This window comes from Kineosporia rhizophila (genome assembly GCF_021277265.1).
Lineage (GTDB): Bacteria > Actinomycetota > Actinomycetes > Actinomycetales > Kineosporiaceae > Kineosporia > Kineosporia rhizophila.
Genome location: NZ_JAJSOH010000024.1, coordinates 42910 through 63533, shown reverse-complemented (window position 1 = coordinate 63533; position 20624 = coordinate 42910). Strand labels below are relative to the sequence as shown.

20 protein-coding genes are annotated in these 20624 nt (G+C 70.5%); 3 read left to right on the top strand and 17 right to left on the bottom strand.

Going from position 1 to position 20624, the window contains the following annotated elements; all coding sequences use genetic code 11:
- Positions 1-103: 103 nt before the first annotated feature.
- From LWF15_RS27045 to hrcA, 10 genes are all read right to left on the bottom strand, one after another.
- Positions 104-1420 (bottom strand): MFS transporter, encoded by a 1317-nt coding sequence (locus tag LWF15_RS27045; protein WP_232813764.1) that lies wholly within the window; start codon positions 1418-1420, stop codon positions 104-106.
- Complete coding sequence (gene era / locus LWF15_RS27040) at positions 1421-2338, bottom strand: GTPase Era (protein ID WP_232813763.1); 918 nt, start codon at positions 2336-2338, stop codon at positions 1421-1423.
- On the bottom strand, positions 2335-2772 hold the full coding sequence (locus LWF15_RS27035) for a ribosomal protein L7/L12 (RefSeq protein ID WP_232813762.1): 438 nt from the start codon (positions 2770-2772) through the stop codon (positions 2335-2337). The genes era and LWF15_RS27035 overlap by 4 nt, the downstream gene beginning before the upstream one ends.
- Positions 2769-4088, bottom strand: coding sequence for a hemolysin family protein (locus LWF15_RS27030; RefSeq protein WP_232813761.1), 1320 nt, complete (start codon positions 4086-4088; stop codon positions 2769-2771). Before LWF15_RS27030 ends, LWF15_RS27035 begins: the two co-directional genes overlap by 4 nt.
- Before the next feature lie 6 nt (positions 4089-4094).
- A complete protein-coding gene (gene ybeY / locus LWF15_RS27025; RefSeq protein WP_232813760.1) occupies positions 4095-4556 on the bottom strand; it encodes an rRNA maturation RNase YbeY in 462 nt (153 codons plus the stop codon).
- A gap of 77 nt (positions 4557-4633) precedes the next feature.
- A complete protein-coding gene (locus tag LWF15_RS27020) occupies positions 4634-5716 on the bottom strand; it encodes a PhoH family protein (protein ID WP_232813759.1) in 1083 nt (360 codons plus the stop codon).
- A 140-nt stretch (positions 5717-5856) separates the two neighbouring features.
- Positions 5857-6141, bottom strand: a complete 285-nt coding sequence (locus LWF15_RS27015) for an HIT domain-containing protein (RefSeq protein WP_408624109.1) — start codon at positions 6139-6141, stop codon at positions 5857-5859.
- 158 nt (positions 6142-6299) lie between these two features.
- A complete protein-coding gene (locus LWF15_RS27010; RefSeq protein ID WP_232813757.1) occupies positions 6300-7046 on the bottom strand; it encodes a 16S rRNA (uracil(1498)-N(3))-methyltransferase in 747 nt (248 codons plus the stop codon).
- Between the two features lie 100 nt (positions 7047-7146).
- Positions 7147-8265, bottom strand: coding sequence for a molecular chaperone DnaJ (gene dnaJ / locus LWF15_RS27005; protein ID WP_232813756.1), 1119 nt, complete (start codon positions 8263-8265; stop codon positions 7147-7149).
- 93 nt (positions 8266-8358) lie between these two features.
- Positions 8359-9378 (bottom strand): heat-inducible transcriptional repressor HrcA, encoded by a 1020-nt coding sequence (gene hrcA / locus LWF15_RS27000; protein ID WP_232813755.1) that lies wholly within the window; start codon positions 9376-9378, stop codon positions 8359-8361.
- A 190-nt stretch (positions 9379-9568) separates the two neighbouring features.
- Here hrcA and LWF15_RS26995 point away from each other — a divergent pair, with 190 nt between their 5' ends.
- Positions 9569-10489, top strand: coding sequence for a DUF3097 domain-containing protein (locus tag LWF15_RS26995; RefSeq protein WP_269810890.1), 921 nt, complete (start codon positions 9569-9571; stop codon positions 10487-10489).
- A 55-nt stretch (positions 10490-10544) separates the two neighbouring features.
- Positions 10545-11213, top strand: coding sequence for a DUF4870 domain-containing protein (locus LWF15_RS26990; protein ID WP_232813753.1), 669 nt, complete (start codon positions 10545-10547; stop codon positions 11211-11213).
- A gap of 63 nt (positions 11214-11276) precedes the next feature.
- On the opposite strand, the gene hemW is transcribed toward LWF15_RS26990, so the two are convergent.
- The 3 genes from hemW to lepA are packed head-to-tail and all read right to left on the bottom strand — an operon-like array spanning position 11277 to position 15039.
- A complete protein-coding gene (hemW, locus tag LWF15_RS26985) occupies positions 11277-12509 on the bottom strand; it encodes a radical SAM family heme chaperone HemW (protein ID WP_232813752.1) in 1233 nt (410 codons plus the stop codon).
- Between the two features lie 3 nt (positions 12510-12512).
- A complete protein-coding gene (locus LWF15_RS26980; protein ID WP_232813751.1) occupies positions 12513-13184 on the bottom strand; it encodes an MOSC domain-containing protein in 672 nt (223 codons plus the stop codon).
- 10 nt (positions 13185-13194) lie between these two features.
- Positions 13195-15039 carry a translation elongation factor 4 gene (gene lepA / locus LWF15_RS26975; RefSeq protein ID WP_232813750.1) on the bottom strand — a complete coding sequence of 615 codons (1845 nt, stop codon included), beginning with the start codon at positions 15037-15039 and terminating at the stop codon, positions 13195-13197.
- Positions 15040-15262: 223 nt separating this feature from the next.
- Here lepA and rpsT point away from each other — a divergent pair, with 223 nt between their 5' ends.
- Positions 15263-15529: a 30S ribosomal protein S20 gene (gene rpsT, locus LWF15_RS26970; protein WP_232813749.1), complete on the top strand. Its 267-nt coding sequence runs from the start codon at positions 15263-15265 to the stop codon at positions 15527-15529.
- Between the two features lie 118 nt (positions 15530-15647).
- On the opposite strand, the gene LWF15_RS37835 is transcribed toward rpsT, so the two are convergent.
- The 4 genes from LWF15_RS37835 to LWF15_RS26950 all read right to left on the bottom strand — a co-directional run bounded on the left by LWF15_RS37835 (position 15648) and on the right by LWF15_RS26950 (position 19607).
- Complete coding sequence (locus LWF15_RS37835) at positions 15648-16208, bottom strand: Clp protease N-terminal domain-containing protein (RefSeq protein ID WP_232813748.1); 561 nt, start codon at positions 16206-16208, stop codon at positions 15648-15650.
- A gap of 18 nt (positions 16209-16226) precedes the next feature.
- Entirely contained in the window at positions 16227-16445 is a 219-nt protein-coding gene (locus tag LWF15_RS26960) for a helix-turn-helix domain-containing protein (protein ID WP_232813747.1), read from the bottom strand.
- A 66-nt stretch (positions 16446-16511) separates the two neighbouring features.
- The gene (gene holA, locus LWF15_RS26955; protein WP_232813746.1) at positions 16512-17531 is read right to left on the bottom strand and encodes a DNA polymerase III subunit delta; all 1020 of its coding nucleotides are present in this window, start codon (positions 17529-17531) and stop codon (positions 16512-16514) included.
- A gap of 201 nt (positions 17532-17732) precedes the next feature.
- Positions 17733-19607 (bottom strand): ComEC/Rec2 family competence protein, encoded by a 1875-nt coding sequence (locus LWF15_RS26950; RefSeq protein WP_232813745.1) that lies wholly within the window; start codon positions 19605-19607, stop codon positions 17733-17735.
- Between the last annotated feature and the right edge of the window lie 1017 nt (positions 19608-20624).

Genomic DNA, 20624 nt, shown 5'->3' with positions numbered 1-20624 from the left:
GGTCCCCCAGCCCCTAGGGGGCTGGGAGGTGCCCCCAGTAGGTCAGCTCACCGATTCGTACGAGCCCGCGCCGGCCTACCCCCGCTCGGCGGACACCCGCCCGTCAGGCCTCGGGACTATGCGCGTCGTACCGGGCGAAACGTGGGTTCCGCAGGCCGAGGAACACGACCAGCGCGATGCAGGTCAGGCCCCCGGCGATCGCCGCGACGCTCTCGCTCGTGAGGTCGGCCGCCGACCCGACAGCCAGGTCACCCAGCCGTGGCCCACCCGCGACGACCACCACGAAAACGCCCTGTAGACGGCCGCGCATGTGGTCCGGGGTGGCGGTCTGAAGGATCGTGCTGCGGAAGATGCCGCTGACCGAGTCGGCCACGCCGGACAGCACCAGCAGCCCGAAAGCCGGCCAGAGCAGCCAGTGCGCCCCGCCACCCGCGTCCGGGCCGGACGAGAGGCCGACCACCACGCCGAAACCCACGATGCTGGCGCCCCAGGCCACGATCGCGACCAGCACCGCCAGACCCTGACGGCGCACCCGGCCAAGCGGACCGGAAAGGACCCCGGCCAGCACCGCGCCGGTGGCGATCCCGGCCGAGAGCACGCCGACCGTGGTGGCCCCACCGCCGATCACCACCGCACCGAGCGCCGGGAACAGCACGCGCGGCATGCCGAAGATCATCGCGACCAGGTCGACCAGGAACGTCATCCGCACGTTCGGGCGGGTGCGCAGATAGTTCAGGCCCTCCAGCACCGAGGCCAGCCCGGAACGCCGCACCTCGCCCAGCGGCGGCATCGCGGGCAGGGCCACCAGGGTGGTCAGGGCGACGCCGAGCAGCAGCACCTCGCTGAAGTAGGTACCGCCGAAACCCAGGTGGCTGACCGAGAACCCGGCCAGCAGCGGGCCCAGCGTCATCCCCACGCTGTTGCCCAGGGTGGACAGCGCGTTCGCGGCGGGCAGCATCTCCTTCGGCAGCAGCCGCGGCAGGATCGCCATCCGGGCCGGTGAGTTCACCGCCCAGAACCCGTTCTGCACCGCCACCAGGCCGTACAGCAGCCAGACCTGGTTCAGCCCGGCCCAGGCCTGCGCCGCGAAACACAGGGCGGTCACGAAGAGCCCGCCGGAACTGACCAGCAGAACCTTGCGGCGGTCGAAGGCGTCGGAGACCGACCCGCCGTACAGGCCGAACACCACCAGCGGCACCAGCGCGAAGAGGCCGACCAGGCCCACGCTGAAGCTGGATCCGCTGAGGTCGTAGACCTGCAGACCGACCGCCACCGTGGTCAGCTGGGCGCCGACCGAGGACAGCAACGTGCCCAGCCACAGCCGACGGTAGGCCGGGCTGTGGCGCAGCGGGGTCAGGTCTGCGAACAGGCCCAGCCTGCGTCTGGCGGTCTCCGGCGGCACCCCTCGGGGCGCCGCCACTCAGAACCCCAGCCGCTGCATCTGTTTCGGGTCGCGCTGCCAGTCCTTGGCCACCTTGACCCGGATGTCCAGGTGGATGCGGGTGCCCAGCAGGGCCTCGATCTCCTTGCGGGCCTTGGTGCCGACCTCGCGCAGCCGGCTCCCGCCGCGGCCGATCACGATCGCCTTCTGGCTGTCGCGCTCCACGTAGAGCAGCACGTGCACGTCGAGCAGCGGCGCACTCTGCGGCCGGCCCTCGCGCTCGCTGACCTCCTCGACCACCACCGCCAGGCTGTGCGGCAGCTCGTCCCGCACACCCTCCAGCGCGGCCTCGCGCACCAGCTCGGCGATCATCACGTTCTCGGGCTCGTCGGTGAGCTCGTCGTCCGGGTACATCCGCGGGCCCTCGGGCAGGTGCCCCATGAGCACGTCGACCAGGGCGCCGACCTGGAACCCGTCGACCGCGGAGACCGGGATGATGTCGTCCGACTCCATCAGCTCCTGGACCTCGAGCAGGTGCTCGGCCAGACGCTGCGGCTTGACCTTGTCGGACTTGGTCACGATGGCGACGATCGGGGTGCGGCGCAGTTCCTTCAGCTCGCGGGCGATGAACTTGTCGCCCGGGCCGATCTTCTCGTCGGCGGGCAGGCAGAAGCCGACCACGTCGACCTCCAGCAGGGTCTCGCGCACCAGGTCGTTCAGCCGCTCGCCGAGCAGTGTGCGCGGGCGGTGCAGGCCGGGGGTGTCGACCAGCACGAGCTGGGCGTCCGGCCGGTGCACGATGCCGCGGATGGTGTGCCGGGTGGTCTGCGGGCGGTCCGAGGTGATCGCGATCTTCTCGCCGACCAGGGCGTTGGTCAGCGTCGACTTGCCCGCGTTGGGCCTGCCGACCAGGCAGGCGAAGCCGGACCGGTGCTGGGTGTCGGGCGTGTTCGTCACTTTTCTCCGATGGGTGCGGCCAGGGCCCGGGCCCCGGCCTTCTGCAGGTGGTCGGCGACCAGGCCCGCGCTGGACTCGCTGAGGTTCTCCTTGACGATGGTGGGGGCCTCGTCGAGGAGTTGCTTGGCGGCGCGCAGGTCCAGCCCGGTGGTGCGGCGGATCTCGCGGATCACCGCGATCGGGTTCGGCCCGGCGACCTGGAGCACCACCCGGTGCCCGCCCGGCTCGGTGAACCGCTCGGCCACCCGCGACGGATCGGCCGGGCGGTAGACCCGGTAGATCCGCATCGCCGGGGAGATCGCCAGCACCAGCAGGAGCAGCCACCAGCCGCCGCGCAGCGCAGAGCCGACGAAAACGACGAGCAGCAGGCCGTTCAGGGCCAGCGTGACGTTCTTCTGGGTACCGGTCATCGGAGTGGTCATCGGGGTGGTCATCGGGGATGGCTTCCTTCCGCTGCCGGCTGTGCCTCGGCGAGCTCGGGTTCGGTGCCGGCCCGGGCGTCGTCGTCCCGGCCGACCAGGACCGTGGCCAGGCTGTGCCGCCGGCCCTCGAAGGTGTCGGCGGTGAGCAGGAGACCCTGCACCGCCGTGGTGGACCCGGCGATCGGCACCCGGCCCAGGCCTTTGGCCAGCAGACCGCCCACGGTGTCGACCTCCTCGTCCTCGATCTCGATGCCGAACAGCTCCCCGAGGTCGTCCAGGTGCATCCGTGAGCTCACCCGGCGGCGGCCGTCGGGCAGATTCTCCACCGCGATCTCGGCCCGGTCGTACTCGTCGGCGATCTCCCCGACGATCTCCTCCAGGATGTCCTCGATGGTGACCAGGCCGGCCGTGCCGCCGTACTCGTCCACCACGATCGCCGCGTGACCGGCGTGCTGCATCTCGCGCAGCAGCTCGTCGGCCGGTTTGCTGTCGGGCACGAACACCGGCCGCCGCATGATCGACTCGACCCGCTGGGTGAGCCCGGCGTCGGGGTGCTCGTGCATCCGGCGGGCCACGTCCTTCAGGTAGAGGATGCCGACCGGGTCGTCCAGGCCGCCGCCCACCACCGGCACCCGGGAGAAGCCGGAGCGCAGGAACAGCGACATCGCGTCGTGCAGGTTCCGGTCGCGGTCGACCGACACCACGTCGGTGCGCGGCACCATCACCTCACGGGCCAGGGTGTCGCCCAGACCGATCACCGAGTGGATCATCTTCTGCTCGCCCAGCTCGATCAGCTGGCTCTCCTGGGCGATGTCGACCGCCTGGCGCAGCTCGGCCTCGGAGGCGAACGGCCCGTCGCGCAGCCCGCTGCCCGGAGTGACCGCGTTGCCGATCAGCACCAGCAGCCGGGTCAGCGGGGCCAGCACGGTGGTCAGCGCGACCAGCGGCGGGGCCGCGATCAGCGCCACGTTGTCGGCGTACTGCCTACCCAGGGTGCGCGGGCCCACCCCGACCATGACGAACGAGGCCGCGGCCATGATCAGCCCGGCCACCACACCCGAGGTGTAGTAGTTGCCCAGCGCCTCGATCGTGGCGAACGTGACCGAGACGACCGCGCCCACCTCGGCGGTGACCCGCAGCAGGGTGGCCACGCTGAGCACCGGCGCGGGCTCGTCGGCCACCTTGACCACCGCGGCCGCACCGCGCCGGCCCTGGGCCTGCAGGTCTGCCGCGTGCGAACGGCCGATCCGGGACAGCGCGGCCTCGGACGCCGCGGCCAGACCGGCCACGACGGTGAGGACCAGTGCGATGAAGACCAGACCGACCACCGGCGACTAGCCCTTGCCCTGGGTGGCCAGGAAGGTGAGCAGGAGCTTGCGCTGCAGCCCGAACATCTCCTTCTCCTCCTCCGGCTCGGCGTGGTCGTAGCCGAGCAGGTGCAGGATCCCGTGGGTGGTCAGGAGCAGCAGCTCCTCCTCGAACGAGTGACCGGCCGTGCGGGCCTGCTTCTGCGCGACCGCCGGGCAGAGCACGATGTCACCGAGCAGACCGGGCTCGGGCTCCTCGTCGTCCTTCCCCGGGCGCAGTTCGTCCATCGGGAACGACAGCACGTCGGTCGGGCCCGGCTCGTCCATCCACTGGATGTGCAACTGTTCCATCGAGGGCTCGTCGACCATCACGATCGACAGTTCGGCCTGCTGGTGCACCCGCATCGCGTCGAGGACGCTGCGGGCCAGGGCGGCCACCTCTGCCTCGTCGACGGCGACGCCGCTCTCGTTGTTGACCTCGATGCTCACCTGGGCATTGTCTCGCATCGCGGGAGGTCCCCGAGCCACCGGCCTGCTGGCCGCCGGTGGCCGGGGACACGGCCGGCCTACCGACCGGTGCGGTTACGCCGTTCCATCCGGTTCTGCGGGGCCATCCGGTCCTGCGGCTGGCGGGTGGCCCGGGCGCTCTGCTGCACCTGCTGCTCGGTGTCCCACCGGCCGTAGGCCTCCACGATCTCCCCGACCAGCCGGTGCCGGACCACGTCGGTGCTGGTCAGCTGGGCGAAGTGGATGTCCTCCACGTCGTCCAGGATGTCCTGCACCACCCGCAGGCCGGACTGCGTGCCGCTGGGCAGGTCGACCTGGGTCACGTCACCGGTGACCACGATCTTGGACTGGAAGCCCAGCCGGGTCAGGAACATCTTCATCTGCTCGGGCGAGGTGTTCTGCGCCTCGTCCAGGACGATGAAGGCGTCGTTCAGCGTGCGTCCGCGCATGTAGGCCAGCGGGGCCACCTCGATCGTCCCGGCGGCCATCAGTCGCGGGATCAGATCCGGGTCGAGCATGTCGTGCAGCGCGTCGTAGAGCGGGCGCAGGTACGGGTCGATCTTCTCGGTCAGGGAGCCGGGCAGGAAGCCCAGCCGCTCCCCCGCCTCCACGGCGGGCCGGGTCAGGATGATCCGGTTGACCTGCTTGGCCTGCAGCGCCTGCACGGCCTTGGCCATCGCCAGGTAGGTCTTGCCGGTACCGGCCGGGCCGATCCCGAACACCACCGTGTGCTGGTCGATCGCGTCGACGTAGCGCTTCTGGTTCAGCGTCTTGGGCCGGATCGTGCGGCCACGGTTGCTCAGGATGTTGAGGGTGAGCACGTCGGCCGGCCGCTCGGCGGTCTGCTGCCGGAGCATGTTGATCGACCGCTCCACCGCGTCCGGGGTGAGGGCCTGGCCGGAGGCGACGACGGCGAGCAGTTCGTCGATCAGCCGCTCGACCAGGGCCACCTCGCCGAACGGGCCGGTGATGGTGATCTCGTTGCCGCGCACGTGGACGTCGGCCCGGGTGAAGGCACGCTCGATCGCCCGCAGAACCTCGTCCCGGGATCCCAGCAGGGCCACCATGTTGACCTCGGACGGCACCACGATCCGGTGCACGGCCTCCGCGCCCTTGTGCGGAGCGCTCTTCGGTTCCGTCATGAGCTGGGGCTGCGCCCGCCTTCCGGGTTCGGCTCGCTGCCCGGCTGGTGGGCAGCGCTTACGCCAACGATCGTAGCCGCCGTCCCCATTCCACGGCGCCCCGATTTACCCCCGAATCAGAGTCGGACCCGGAGCGGGGTTCAGCCCGCGAGGCCCTGGATCTGTCCGGCCAGGACGTGGCCGTGCACGTGGAACACGGTCTGGCCGGCCCCGGCGCCGGTGTTGAAGAGCAGCCGGAACTCGCCCCCGGCCTCGGCCTTGGCGATCTCCCCGGCCACCGTGACCAGCTCGGTCAGCAGCGGCTCGTCCTGGGCGGCGAGCTGCACCACGTCGGGGTGGTGGTCGACCGGCACGACCAGGATGTGGGTGGGGGCGGCGGGCTTGATGTCGCGGAAGGCGACCACGCGGTCGCCGCGGTAGACCATGTCGGCCGGGATGTCGCCGGCGACGATCTTGCAGAACAGGCAGTCCGGGTCAGCAGTCACAGGCGGCACGCTATCGCGGGCGTGGACCAGCTCAGCAGACCTCGTCAGTGACAGCGCATCTCGTCCCCGCAGCGAGCCTCTTCAGCCGCAGACGCCTTTTAGGCCCAGCGCCCGGAGACGGCGGCGAGGTGCCCGAGCGCCACCGGGCCGGCCGAGGAGGTCCGCAGCACCTCGGGGCCGAGCCGGACCGGGGTGGCCCCGGCCTCGGTCAGAGCAGCGAGTTCCGGTTCCCCGATGCCCCCCTCGGGCCCCACCACCAGCAGCACCTCACCGGCCGCGGGCAGCTTCACCTCGACCAGCGGCACGGTCGCGTCCTCGTGCAGGACCAGCGCCAGGTCGGCCTCGGCCAGCCGCTTGGCCAGGGCCGAGGTGTTGCGCAGCGGCTCGACCACGGGGATGCGCGGACGGCGGGACTGCTTGGCGGCCTCACGGGCGATCGTGGCCCAGCGCTTCTCGTTCTTGGCCACCTTGGGCCCTTCCCAGCGGGACACGCTGCGGCTGGCCTGCCAGGGCAGCACCAGATCGACGCCCACCTCGGTGGCCGTCTCGACCGCCTGCTCGTCCCGCCCGCCCTTGGCCAGCGCCTGCACCAGGCCGAACCGCAGCGCCGGGGGCTCGTGCTGCTCGACCGAGGTGACCAGCAGGTCCAGCCGGTCCTTGGTGCTGGCGGTGACGTCGCAACGCGCAACCACACCCGAGCCGTCGGCCAGCTCGACCGTCTCCCCGGCTCGGATCCGCCGTACGGAGGCCGCGTGCCGGCCCTCTTCACCGTCCAGCACCAGGGCCGACTGCGGGCCTACCCCCGACAGGGCGCCCTCCGCGGCGAAAAACCTGGGCAGCGTCATGAATCCGCCTTCATCTTCCTGGCCGCGAAGGCCCTACCCCACCGGCGCCCACGGACGTCCACAAACTTGCTTACAGACGTCCTTGGGTTCAGTTCTGGACTCAGCGGCCGGAGAAGCGGTCGCGCAGCTTCGAGAACACACTGGTGTGCACCGGAGTCATCCGGCCTGCCGGACGGTCCTCGCCACGCAGCTTGGCGAACTGACGCAGCAGCTCTTCCTGCTGCTCGTCGAGCTTCGTGGGGGTGACCACCGCCAGGTGCACCACCAGATCGCCCCGGCCCCCGCCGCGAAGGTGGGTGACCCCCAGCCCGCGCATGGTGGTGGCCTCGCCGGCCTGGGCGCCGGAACGGACCTCGAAGCTCTCCACCCCGTCCAGGGTCTCCAGCTCGATCGTCGTGCCCAGGGCGGCCGCCGTCATCGGCACCTCGACGGTGCAGTGGATGTCGTCGCCGCGCCGGGTGAAGACCGCGTGCTGACGCTCCACGATCTCGACGTACAGGTCACCGGCCGGGCCACCGCCGGGCCCGATCTCGGCCTGGCCGGAGAGCTGGATGCGGGTGCCGGTCTCGACCCCGGCGGGCACCTTGATGGTCAGGCTGCGGCGCGAGCGCACCCGGCCCTCGCCGGAGCACTCCAGGCAGGGGCTGGGGATCACGGTGCCGAAGCCCTGGCAGGCGACGCAGGCCTGGGTGGTCATCACCTGGCCGAGGAACGAGCGGGCCACCCGCTGGGTCTGGCCCCGGCCCTTGCACACGTCGCAGATCTGCGGCTGGGTGCCCGGCTGGCAGCAGCTGCCGGAACAGACCGGGCAGACCACGGCGGTGTCCAGCTGCAGCTCGCGCTGGCCGCCGAAGGCCGCCTCGGACAGGTCGATCTCGATCCGGATCAGCGCGTCCTGGCCGCGACGCTGACGCGGCAGCGGACCCCGCGCGGCGCCCCCGGCGGCACCTCCGAAGAAGGTCTCGAAGATGTCGGTGAAGCCGAACCCGGCGCCGAAGCCACCGGCCCCGTTCGGGTCGCCGCCGTTGTCGTACGCCTGGCGTTTCTCCGGGCTGGAGAGGACCTCGTAGGCGCGCCCGACCTCCTTGAACCGTTCCGAGGCCTCCTCGCTCGGGTTCACGTCGGGGTGCAGCTGGCGGGCCAGCTTCCGGTACGCCTTCTTGATCTCCTCGGGGCTGGCCGTCCGGGAAACCCCGAGCACCTCGTAGTAATCGCTCACGGCGGTGATGTTCTCTCCAGGTCGGTGCAATGAAGGGTGCGGTCAGGTTTCAGGATTCGCGGCGGGTCGGGCCGGCCCGGCTCCCAGCATGGGTCACGATGCCAGGATCCGGGAGACGTAGCGGGCCACCGCGCGCACGGCCGCCATCGTGTTGGGGTAGTCCATCCGGGTCGGGCCGAGCACGCCCAGGCGCGCCACGACCTCCCCCTGCGAGGCGTAACCGCTGGAGACCACCGAAGCTTCCATCAGCCCGATGTGCGCGGTCTCGCGGCCGATCAGCACGCCCACGCCACCGGCGCCGTCGGCCATCTCGGTGAGCAGCTTGAGCAGCACGACGTGCTCCTCGATGGCCTCCAGGACCGGGCCGATGGTCTGCACGAAGTCGGTGCCCGAGCGCGCCAGGTTGGCCGTGCCGGCCAGCACGATGCGCTCTTCGCGCTCGATGTCGAGCGAGTCCTCGAGGGCCTCGATCACGGCCCTGACCAGGGCCGTCTCGTCCGGCGCGAACATCTCGGGCAGGGCCGCGACCAGGTCGCTGACCTCGGTCAGGCGGCGGCCGGCGACGGCCTGGTTGAGCCGGCTGCGCAGGCTCGACAGGGTGGCCTCGGAGACCTCGCCGGCCTGCGGCACCATCCGCTGCTCGACCCGGCCGGTGTTGGTGATCAGGATGACCAGCAGCCGGTTGCCCTCCAGGGCCACCAGCTCGACGTGACGCACCGTGGAGCGGCTCAGCGACGGGTACTGCACCACCGCGACCTGGCGGGTCAGCTGGGCCAGCAGGCGGGTGGTGCGGGTCACCACGTCGTCCAGGTCGACGGCGCCGTCGAGGAGCGTCTGGATCGCCCGCTTCTCGGCCTGCGACAGCGGCTTGACCCCGCTGAGCCGGTCGACGAACATCCGGTAGCCCTTGTCGGTGGGCACCCGCCCGGCGCTGGTGTGCGGCTGGGCGATGTACCCCTCGTCCTCCAGCGCGGCCATGTCGTTGCGGATGGTGGCCGGCGACACCCCCAGCGAGTGCCGTTCCACCAGGGCGCGCGAGCCGACCGGCTCCCGCGTCTCCACGTAGTCCTCGACGATGGCGCGCAGCACGGCGAGCTTGCGTTCCTCGCTCATGCCACCCCACGTCTCAGTCACGATCCATGGCGTTGCGCCGGGTCTCCGGGTGATCGGAAGACCCTGGCACTCACGCCGCCGGAGTGCCAGTTTACGGCCCTCCGGGCACCGATGTGTGTCCCCGGCGGGTCGGCTAGGTCTCTCGGCGGACGCTGGCTACGGTCGCGCCATGGTTCCCAGTCTGCCCAGGATGCCCGGTTCGGCACGTGGCCCACAGGGCGCGGGAGCGCCTCCGGGCGATCGTTACGCTGGCGACGTGCTCGCCCGTGCGCGCCAGAAACCGCAGCTCAGGACGGAGCCGGCCGAGCCCGGGCTGGTGGTGGAGGACGTCGAGACAGGGTTCGTCGGGGCTGTGGTGCGCACCGAGAAGAGCGGCGGCATGCACCTGGTCGTGCTGGAGGACCGGAAGGGCCGCACCCGTTCCTTCCCCCTCGGCCCGGGCTTCTGGGTGGACGGAGTGGCGGTGCAACTGGTTCCGCCACGGGTCGGTGGTTCAACTGCTGCCACCGGTCCGGTCCGGCCGGTGAACCTGCGCAGCGCCTCGGGATCGGTGGCGGTGACCGACCACCGGGCCCGGGTGGCGCGGGCCTCGCGGATCCTGGTCGAGGGCAAGCACGACGCCGAGCTGGTGGAGAAGATCTGGGGCCACGACCTGCGGGTCGAGGGCGTGGTGGTGGTGCCGCTGCACGGGGTCGACGACCTGGCCGCGGCGGTCGCGGACTTCGGGCCCGGACCGGGCCGGCGGCTCGGGATCCTGGTCGACCACCTGGTGGCCGGCAGCAAGGAGTGGCACGAGGCGGCCGCGGTGACCCGGGTGGCCGGAGCGCGTGAGCACGTGCTGGTGGTCGGGCACCCGTTCGTCGACGTGTGGCAGGCGGTCCGGCCGAAGTGCCTGGGCATCCCCGCCTGGCCGGTGATCCCCCGCGGCCGGCCCTGGAAGGAGGGCGTGCTGCAGGCGCTGGGCTGGCCGCACGCCGACCAGGCCGACGTGGCCGAGGGCTGGCAGCGCATCCTGGCCTCGGTGAACAGCTTCGCCGACCTGGAGCCGGACCTGCTCGGCCGGGTCGAGGAACTGATCGACTTCGTGACCGCCGACGAGCAGGATCGTTGAGCAGGGCTGAGACGTTCAATCTGTGCAGCCGTGTCGACAGGGGAAGGGGCCGGCCATGAGCCAGGAGAACGAGCCGACGCAGTACACATCGATCATCCCTGGTCAGGAAGATCTCGACCGGCCCTCGAGCATGGGCGGGCAGAACCCGTGGGCGCAGCAGGCCCGGCAGTACGAGCAGAACCCCTCGCCCGACGACGACTTCCTGCAGGGGCGCTACCGCAGCACGCCGCCCCCGGAGCCTGAGCAGTCCCAGCCCTCGCCCCAGCCCTCGCCTCAGCCCTCGCCCCAGCCCTCGCCCCAGCCCTCGCCTCAGCCCTCGCCCCAGCCTCAGTCCACCTGGAACCCGCCGAGCCAGCCTCCGGTGACCAGTCCGCCGGCCGGCTCGCTCACCCAGAAAGAGACGAACCAGTGGGCGGCCGGGGCCCACGCCGGCGGCCTGCTGGCCTGGATCCCGGTCGTGCCGCTGATTCCGGCGGTCGCGATCTACGCCGTGTACAAGGACCGCAGCCCGTACATCAAGGAGCAGGCCCTGGAGGCGATCAACTTCCAGATCTGCATCCTGATCGCCTACGTCCTGGCCTCGCTGATCGACCGCCTGCCCGTCCTCGGCGGCTTCACCACGCTGGTCTGGGCAGTCTCGGCCGTGTTCGCCGTCATCGGCGCCGTGGCGGCGTTGCGCGGTGATCGCTACCGGTACCCGTTCACCCGCCGTTTCGTGAGCTGACCAACCAACTAAGGACGCCTGTGAGCGGCAGAGGCTCACAGGCGTCCTTAGTTGGAAATCAGTTCAGGGAAGCAGAGCCCGCACCACAGCGTCGGCCAGCAACCGCCCCCGCCGGGTCAGCACCACGGTGCCCTGGCCGGCCGGTTCCGGTTCGACCAGCCCGTCGGCCAGCACCTCGGCCAGAACGATGCCCGGGTCTCCGTGCAGCCCAGCTTCTTTCAGGGGAAGCCCTTCGCGCAGGCGGGAGCGCAGCAGCACTTCTTCCAGCTGGCGGGCCTGTGCGTCGAGCACCTCACGCCCCTGGGCCGGACTCTCCCCTGCCTCGATCCGCGCCGCGTAAGCAGTGGGGTGCCGCACGTTCCACCAACGCACTCCCCCGACGTGGGAATGCGCGCCAGGACCGACACCCCACCAGTCGTCTCCCCGCCAGTAAGCCAGGTTGTGCTGGCAGGCATCGGCCGGGGTACGCGCCCAGTTGCTCACCTCGTACCAGGTCAGCCCGGCGGCCGAGATCAGCTCGTCGGCCAGCTCGTACTTGTCGGCCTCGTCGTCGTCATCCGGCGCCTTCACCTCACCGCGCCGCACCCGGGCCGCCAGCCGCGTGCCGGCTTCGACCACCAGGGCGTAGGCCGAAAGATGGTCCGGCTCGCAGGCCAGCGCCGCCTCCAGGCTCGCCCGCCAGTCGCTCAGGCTCTCGCCCGGCGTGCCGTAGATCAGGTCCAGACTGACCGACAGCCCCACATCCCGGGCCCAGCGCACGACATCCGGAATGCGTTTGGGATCGTGCGTACGGTCGAGCACGGCCAGCACGTGGCGCACCTGTGACTGCATGCCGAACGAGACCCGCGTTACCCCGGCCTGAGCCAGCGCTGCCAGCGAATCGGGCGTTACGGAGTCTGGATTCGCCTCCACGGTGACCTCGGCGCCCGGCACCAGCCCGAAGTTGTCGCGTACCCCAGAGATCAGCAACGCCAGATCACTGGCCGGCAGGAGAGTAGGCGTACCCCCGCCGACGAACACGGTGGAGACCGGTCGCTCGGCTACCCCGGCCCGGGAAAGCACCGAGGAAGCGAACGAGAGCTCTTGTACAGCGGTTCCGGCGTACGCAGCCTGACTTGCCCCACCGCCCAGCTCTTTCGCGGTGTAGGTGTTGAAATCGCAGTAACCGCAGCGCACCGCACAGAACGGCACGTGCAGGTAGACCCCGAAAGCTCGCTCTGCAGCACCGACCGCGGCCGAGGCGGGGAGGGCACCGTCGAGCGGAGCGGGCTCACCGTCGGGAGGGGGACCGGCCATTGCTCAACCTCGTCTGATTGCTCGTTGGGCCACCCGACGGATGGCCGGATCCAGTTCCAGCCCGAGCGCCGCGAATGCATCGATGAGCGTGCCCATCCGCGCCGGATCGGCCCCGGTGAGAAAATCGCCCACCACGATCCCGTGCTCCGGCCGGAACAGCACCCGCACCTCGTCACCCGCCGAGACTGCACCGGTCTGAAGCACTTTCAGGTACGCACCCGGACGGTTGGCGACACTGAAGCGCCGGACCCAGCCCCGCTCGTCCATACGTTCTGCGAAAGTACGGCAGGGGGTGCGCGGCATCGTCACCTCGACCACCACGTCCTCGCCGATCGACCAACGCTCGCCGATCTCGGCGCCGGTCACGTCGATGCCGTGGGTGCGCAGGTTCTCACCGAACAGACCGGGCTTGATCTCCCGGTCCAGCTCGGCCTCCCACCAGGCGACGTCCTCGTCGGCATAGGCGTAGACCGCCTTACCCGGCCCGCCGTGGTGCCGGCGGTCGACCTGGGTGTCTCCCACCAGCCCGAGCGGACCGACCTCGACCGGGCCGGCCACCGGACGTTTGTCGATGGCCGTCTGCTTCACCGCCTTGTTCCAGGGCAGGTCGCGCAGCTCGTACACCACCGAGACTGCGCTGACCCGGCCCCCGGCACCGTCGTGATCGGAATCCATCCGCCGACCGCTACTTCTTACGGTCTCCGGTCGGAGCGTCGCTGGACAGCGCGGCGATGAAGGCCTCCTGCGGAACCTCCACCCGGCCGACCATCTTCATCCGCTTCTTGCCTTCCTTCTGCTTCTCCAGCAGCTTGCGCTTGCGGCTGATGTCACCGCCGTAGCACTTGGCCAGCACGTCCTTCCGGATCGCGCTGATGTTCTCGCGGGCGATGATCCGGGCCCCGATCGCGGCCTGGATCGGCACCTCGAACTGCTGGCGCGGGATCAGCTTGCGCAGCTTGCCGGTCATCATCACGCCGTAGGAGTAGGCCTTGTCGGCGTGCACGATGGTGCTGAACGCGTCGACCGGCTCGCCCTGCAGCAGGATGTCGACCTTGACCAGCTTGGCCACCTGCTCGCCGTCGGTGTCGTAGTCGAGCGAGGCGTAGCCCTTGGTGCGGGACTTCAGCTGGTCGAAGAAGTCGAACACGATCTCGGCGAGCGGCAGCGTGTACCGCATCTCCACCCGGTCTTCCGACAGGTAGTCCATGCCGCGCAGCGAGCCGCGCCGTTCCTGGCACAGCTCCATGATCGAGCCGATGTACTCGGCCGGCGCCAGCATGGTGGCCCGCACGATCGGCTCGCGCACCTCGTTGACCTTGCCGCCGGGGAACTCGGACGGGTTGGTCACCGTGATCTCCGAGCCGTCCTCCATCGTCACCTGGTAGATGACGTTGGGGGCGGTGGAGATCAGGTCCAGCCCGAACTCGCGCTCCAGCCGCTCCCGGACGATCTCCAGGTGCAGCAGGCCGAGGAAGCCGCAGCGGAACCCGAAGCCCAGGGCCACCGACGACTCCGGCTCGTAGACCAGCGCGGCGTCGCTCAGCTTGAGCTTGTCCAGCGCCTCACGCAGCGGGCCGTAGTCGGAGCCGTCGATCGGGAACAGACCGGAGAACACCATCGGCAGCGGCTCGCGGTACCCCTCGAGCGCCTCGCTGGCCGGCTTGGCGTTGTTGGTGACGGTGTCGCCGACCTTCGACTGACGCACGTCCTTCACGCCGGTGATCAGGTAGCCCACCTCCCCCACGCCCAGGCCCCGGGTCGGCGTCGGCTCCGGGGAGCTGACGCCGATCTCGAGGAGCTCGTGGGTGGTCTTGGTGGACATCAGCGCGATCCGCTCACGCGGGTGCAGCTTGCCGTCGATCACCCGGACGTAGGTGACGACGCCGCGGTAGGTGTCGTACACCGAGTCGAAGATCATCGCCCGGGCCGGGGCGTCCGGGTCGCCGACCGGGGCCGGGACCTGCCGCACGATCTGGGCCAGCAGCGCGTCCACGCCGACCCCGGTCTTACCGGAGACCTTCAGGCAGTCCTCCGGCTCGCAGCCGATGAGCTTGGCCAGCTCCTCGGCGTACTTCTCGGGCTGGGCCGCGGGCAGGTCGATCTTGTTCAGCACCGGGATGATGGTGAGGTCGTTCTCCATCGCCAGGTACAGGTTGGCCAGGGTCTGCGCCTCGATCCCCTGGGCCGCGTCGACCAGCAGCACGGCGCCCTCGCAGGCGGCCAGCGACCGGGAGACCTCGTAGGTGAAGTCGACGTGACCGGGCGTGTCGATCATGTTCAGCGCGTAGGAGACACCGTCCTCCTCCCAGGGCATACGGACGGCCTGGGACTTGATCGTGATGCCGCGCTCGCGCTCGATGTCCATCCGGTCGAGGTACTGCGCGCGCATCTGCCGGGCCTCGACGACGCCGGTGAGCTGCAGCATCCGGTCGGCCAGGGTCGACTTACCGTGGTCGATGTGGGCGATGATGCTGAAGTTCCGGATGAGTTCCGGAGCGGTGGCGGACGGCTCGGGCGCCGTGTGGGCCATCGGAGACACTGCTGCGCTACCTCGATCGTGTGGCTCGACGGACTGCTCGGACTCTCCATGGTCCCATGTCCCCGGCCGGATCCGCGCATCGTCCCCCATCTGCCTGCTGGTTCGGGCGTTCCGGGATCGCTGGTAGCCTGGTAGGTCTGCGCATTGACCTAGTGCGCTGCCGGTGTGCCTACAGACCGTTGACCAGACTTAGACGATCGCGAGAGAAGATCAAGTGGCAAACATCAAGTCCCAGATGAAGCGCAACCTCACCAACGAGAAGCGCCGTCTGCGCAACAAGGCCGTGAACTCCCAGCTCCGCACCGCCGTCCGCAAGACCCGCGAGGCCGTGACCTCCGGTGACGTCGAGGCTGCGAAGGCCGCCCTGATCAGCGCCTCCAAGCAGCTGGACAAGGCCGCGAGCAAGGGCGTCATCCACAAGAACCAGGCCGCCAACCGCAAGTCGGCGCTGGCCCAGGCCGTCGCCAAGCTGGCTGCCTGATCTCTGCCTGAACGAAAGCCCGGCCCCCTTCGGGAGGCCGGGCTTTCGTGTTTTCAAGAACCGATTGAAGACGTTTGTGGGCCTGCGGTCCGGAACGTTGCGGTTCGTTCCGGGCGGGTCAGGCGCTTCGCCGGATCTCGGTGAGCACGAGTTCCGTGGCCGTCTCCTGGTCCAGCGCGACACCGGCCGCTCGCAGCACAGCGACCGCGGTGCTCTCGGGGCGGCCGAGGATGGCCAGCAGGATGTGTTCGGTACCGATGTAGTTGTGCCGCAGTGAAAGAGCGATCTTCAGGGAGTCCTCGAGGACCCGCTTCCCGCTGCGCTGGAACGGGATGTGCGAGGAGGGCAGGGGGAGCCCGAAGAGCCGGCGGCGACGCGGCTTCCGGTCCAGCGCGCCCGCCCCGAACAACGCCTCGGCCCGGCGGCGGACCTCGTCCAGGTCGATGCCGAGGGACTTCAGGGCCTCGGCATCGCCGGGCGCGTTCTTCTGGGCGACGAAGTCGCGAAGCACGGTCAGGTCGGCGCCGCTGCGGGTCAGGATCCGTTCCCCCACCGACGGGGTGGCGAGGATGCCGAGCAGGACGTGCTCGGCACCGACGTGGCCGTGCTCCAGGGTGCGGGCTTCGTCCTGGGCGGCGATGACCGAGGCTCGGGCGGCTTGTGTGAAGCGTTCGAACACGAGTTTCTCCTCAGAGTCTCAGATCCGGCGGGAGTGCTTCTTGTGGACGGCCTGCTTGGTCACACCGAGGCATTCGGCGATGTCGGCCCACGACCAGCCGAGCCGGCGGGCCTGCTCGACCTGCAGGTTCTCCAGTTGCTCGGACAGGCGGCGCAGAGCCGCGACGGCACGCAGCCCGACCGCCGGGTCGGCGTCCGTACCGCGAGTGACCAGGGCTTCCGGCGCGGGTTCGCTCATGGGGTCAACTATGGTTGACGATCTGCGATGCAGTCAACCCATGTTGACGATCTGGGTCGGTCCGGCCTACCGGCGGCTCTGGGCCACCGTCAGCACCAGGCGTTCGACGGCGTACACCGGGTCCCGGCCGCCGCCCTTCACTGCTGCGTCCGCCTCGGCCAGGGCCATGACCGCCTTGGCCAGCCCGCCCTCGTCCCACCCGTTCAGCTCACGCCGGGCCTTGTCGATCTGCCACGGCGCCATGCCCAGCGACTTGGCCATCGAGGCCGAGGCCCCCCGGCCGGCCGCGGACACCTTGGCCAGCCCCCGCACCTTCATCGCCACCGCGGCCACCAGCGGCACCGGGTCGGCCCCCGTGGCCAGCGCGTGCCGCAGCAGCACGAGCGCCTCCTCGGCGTGCCCGGCGACTGCCGCGTCGGCCACCTTGAAGCCCGTCACCTCGACCCGGCCGCCGAAGTAGCGCTCCACCGAGTCGACGTCGATCCGCGCCGTCTCGTCGTCGGACATCAGCTGCGAGCACGCCGCGGCCAGCTCGCGCAGGTCGTTGCCGACCGCGTCGATCAGCGCCCGGATCGCCGCCGGGGCGATCTTGCGCCCCCCACGCCGGAACTCCTCCGCCGCGAACTCGACCTTCTCGTCGTCACGGGTGATCGGCTGGCACTGAACCTCGGGCGCATTGATGGCCCGGGCGGCCTCCAGCAGAGGACGGGCCCGCAGCGCCCCGGAGTGCCGGATCACCACGCAGGCCTCCTGCGCCGGATCCTTGAGGTAGGCCGTGACGTCGGTGACCAGCGCCTCGTTCGCCTGCTCGACGTTCTCCAGCACCACCACCTTGCTGCCCCCGAACAACGAGGGACTGGTGGCCACGGAGAGCTTGCCGGACAGGTACCCGGCCGCCTCCATCCGCTCGACCTCGGTCTCCGGATCGGCGGCCCGGACCGCGGCCAGCACGTTGGCGACGGCCCGGTCGGCCAGCACCCCCTCGGCCCCGACGACCAGCAGGACGGGGGCCGGACGCACCTCGTCAGGGGTGACGATCGGGTTCTTCGCCTTGCCCGTCGACTTGCCCGCCGCCGACTTCGACACCGACTTCGACGCGCTCCGCGATCTCGAACCCGCTCCTGCTGCAGCCACGGATCTCACCATAGTCGCCACGCCCCGAGCCGATGCGACGCGAAAAGCTGGCTCAGTCCCTGGCCCGGCCTCGCACCACCAGCCCGGCCGCACCACCAGCGGAGCCCTGGACCACTGGAAACAACGCCGACCACACCGCTTCCGTCAACCACCTCAGCCCGAGGTGACCACCCGCAGCTCCCCCGGCCCGCCGGTGACCGCGATCTGCCCCTGGGTGTCGGTGCGGAAGGCCGCTGCTCCGATGCGTCTGAGCATGGCCAAAGCCGCTGGGGCCGGGTGGCCGTAGTCGTTGTCCGCCCCCACCCCGATCAGGGCGACCCGAGGGTGCAGGAAGCGGTACAGCTCCTCCTCCTGGTTCGCCGAGCCGTGGTGCGACAACACCACGACGTCCACCGGTTCCGTCATCCCCGGAACTGAAGTCAGTGTGCGCAGCAGAGACCGCTGGGCCTCCGGCTCGACGTCTCCGAGCGCTGCTATGCGTACCCCTCGCACCTCGGCCAGCATCACCACCGAGAGATTGTTGATCTGCTCCCCCTCCGGGTCCGATGCAGCGGCGATGCCCTGCCGCACCGCAGAGGCCGAGGGCGGGATGAGACGCCAGCGCACCTGCCACGGCGCGGCTCCCGCCGTTCCGCTGACGTCGGTGGAGACCGGAAGCACTCGGTCGGCCGACATCAGGCCCTTCACGTCGGCGGCCTGCGGGCCGGGCACGGGTACCGGGCTGACGAAGACGGGTGGACTGCCCCGCCCTTCGATCGCTCCTTCCAGACCTTCGGCGTGGTCGGCATGGAAGTGGGTGACCAGCACCAGGTCCAGGTGCCGCACGCCGAGCCGCCGGAGGCAGCGGTCGGCCAGGGTGGGGTCGGGACCGGCGTCGACCAGCACGGCCCGGTCGGGCCCGCTGCGGATAGCAGTGGCCGAGCCCTGGCCGACGTCGCACTGCACCACCAGCCAGTCGTCCGGCGCAGCGCCGACGAGAACCGGCATCCAGCGCGGCAGCACCAGGCAGGCAGCGATCAGCGGCGGCAGCATCGCGGCCGTTCGCCAGGCCCGGCGCATGAGCAGGCTGAGGCACAGCAGCGTCAGCGCGGCCAGCAGGGCAGCGCCGGGCACGCCATCGGGCCAGGGCAACGAGCCTGCCGGCACGTCCGCGGCCCGATGCGCCACCAGCGCTATCCATTGCGTGGCCAGACCACCGACCCAGGCCACCGCAGCCGCCGCATCGGGCCAGACCACCGACAACGCCGCCGCGGCGACGCCCGTGACGGTGGCCGGTGCGACCGCCGCGCCGACCAGCAGGTTGGCCGGGACCGAGACCAGGCTGACCACGGGGTCGAGCAGAACCGTCACCGGAGCCGTGGCAACCTGCGCGGCCAGCGGCACCGCAACGGCCAGCACGAGTGCCTGCAGCCGCCAGCGCTGGAGCCGGTGCAGCCAGACCGGAACCAGAAGCAGCAGGCCGGCCGTGGCCAGCACCGACAGAGCGAAGCCAAAGCTGCGGGCCAGCCAGGGATCGGCGCCGAGCAGGATCACTCCGGTGGCCGCGAGCATCGGGACGCCCGCACCACGCCGGGCCATCAACACCCCGGCCAGGCCGAGCAACCCCATCACCGCGGCTCGCACGACGCTCGGTTCCGGCCGGGCCAGGATCACGAAGCCGCCGATGACCAGGACGGTCACAACCACCTGCACCTGCCGACGCCCGCCGATCGCGCCCACGACCAGGAAGCAGGCCGCGCCGAGAATGGCCACGTTGCTACCACTTACCGCGGTCAGGTGGGTCAGTCCAGCAGCCTGCAGGTCTTCTTTCAGTTCCGGGTCAAGGTTGGAGGTGTCACCGACCACCAGTGCGGGAAGCAGACCACGAGCGTCGTCAGGCAGCCCGGCGCAGGCCTCCCGCAGCCCATCGCGCAGGTGCTCGGCGAGCCGCCAGGGCCAAGACCCCGGATCGGTGACGACCGGCGCGGACCGCGGGAAAGCCACCGCCGCCTCGGGTTGCCCAGGCTCGCCCGGCTCGAGCCTGCCCATGGCCGTGACCTGCTGCCCCGCAACCACTTCGCCCCATGCACCAGAGGCCAGCACCACGAGCAACGCATCACTCGACAGGGGGCGACCGCGAACCTCAAGGCGTTTCAGCCGAATCCGGACCACGAAAAGCTTTTCTCCACCAAATGACTCGCTAGCCACCTCCTTAGGGTCACCGGACACCTGACCGGAGAAACGCGCTGTCAGACCGGCCTCGGCAGCAACGGTGAGGGGATCCCGCTCCCGATCCAGCAACCGCAGGCCGGTAAGGGAGAGAACCGGCACAACGAGGGCCAGAATCAGCAGGAAGCCCGCCCCCAGGGCTACCGGCGGAGTCCGCGCCCGACTACGACCCGGCCCGCGGTGCCGGCCTGGCCAGTCACGGCAACCAGACCAGCCAGGCCCTACGGGCCTGCCACGTCTCTCGGGCCTGCAACGCCTTCCAAACTCGCCGCGCCCTCCAGATCCGCCACCCCCATTAAATGCGCCACACTCTCCAGGCTCACCACGTGAGTTACACCCACCGCATCCCTCAGGCCCACCGCCTTCCGAAGGCACGCCAGGCCCGCCGCGCCCAGCGGGATTGGTCATCCCATTGGGTCGACCAGGCCCTCTGAGGCCGCCTGGCCCACCGGCCCGCGAGGACCCGGCAGGCCTGGCAGGCCCGGCAGACCCGGCAGGTCTGAGCGACCCTCGCGGCCGCTCAGACCGCGCGTTGCCTGACGTTGCTCTTCGTCCGCGCCTGCGGCCAGCCCGAAAGTCCACTGAGGACGCAGCCAGGGTCATTCGCGTGGTTTGGTCAGCGCGGGGCAAGAAGGCCGGAGCAGGAGCAGGATCCAGAGCCGCGGCAGCACGCCGATCGCGAAGCACCGCAGCGAGCAGTCCAGTTGCTAACCCAAGGCCCAGCACGGCCGCGACCAGCAGAACCACGTGAGCCGGCAGCAGCAGCGCTGCCCACACCGTCAGCCAGGTCAGCCCGGCCCCAGGCAGTAGGCGCAGATCCGGATGTGGTCTGGGAAC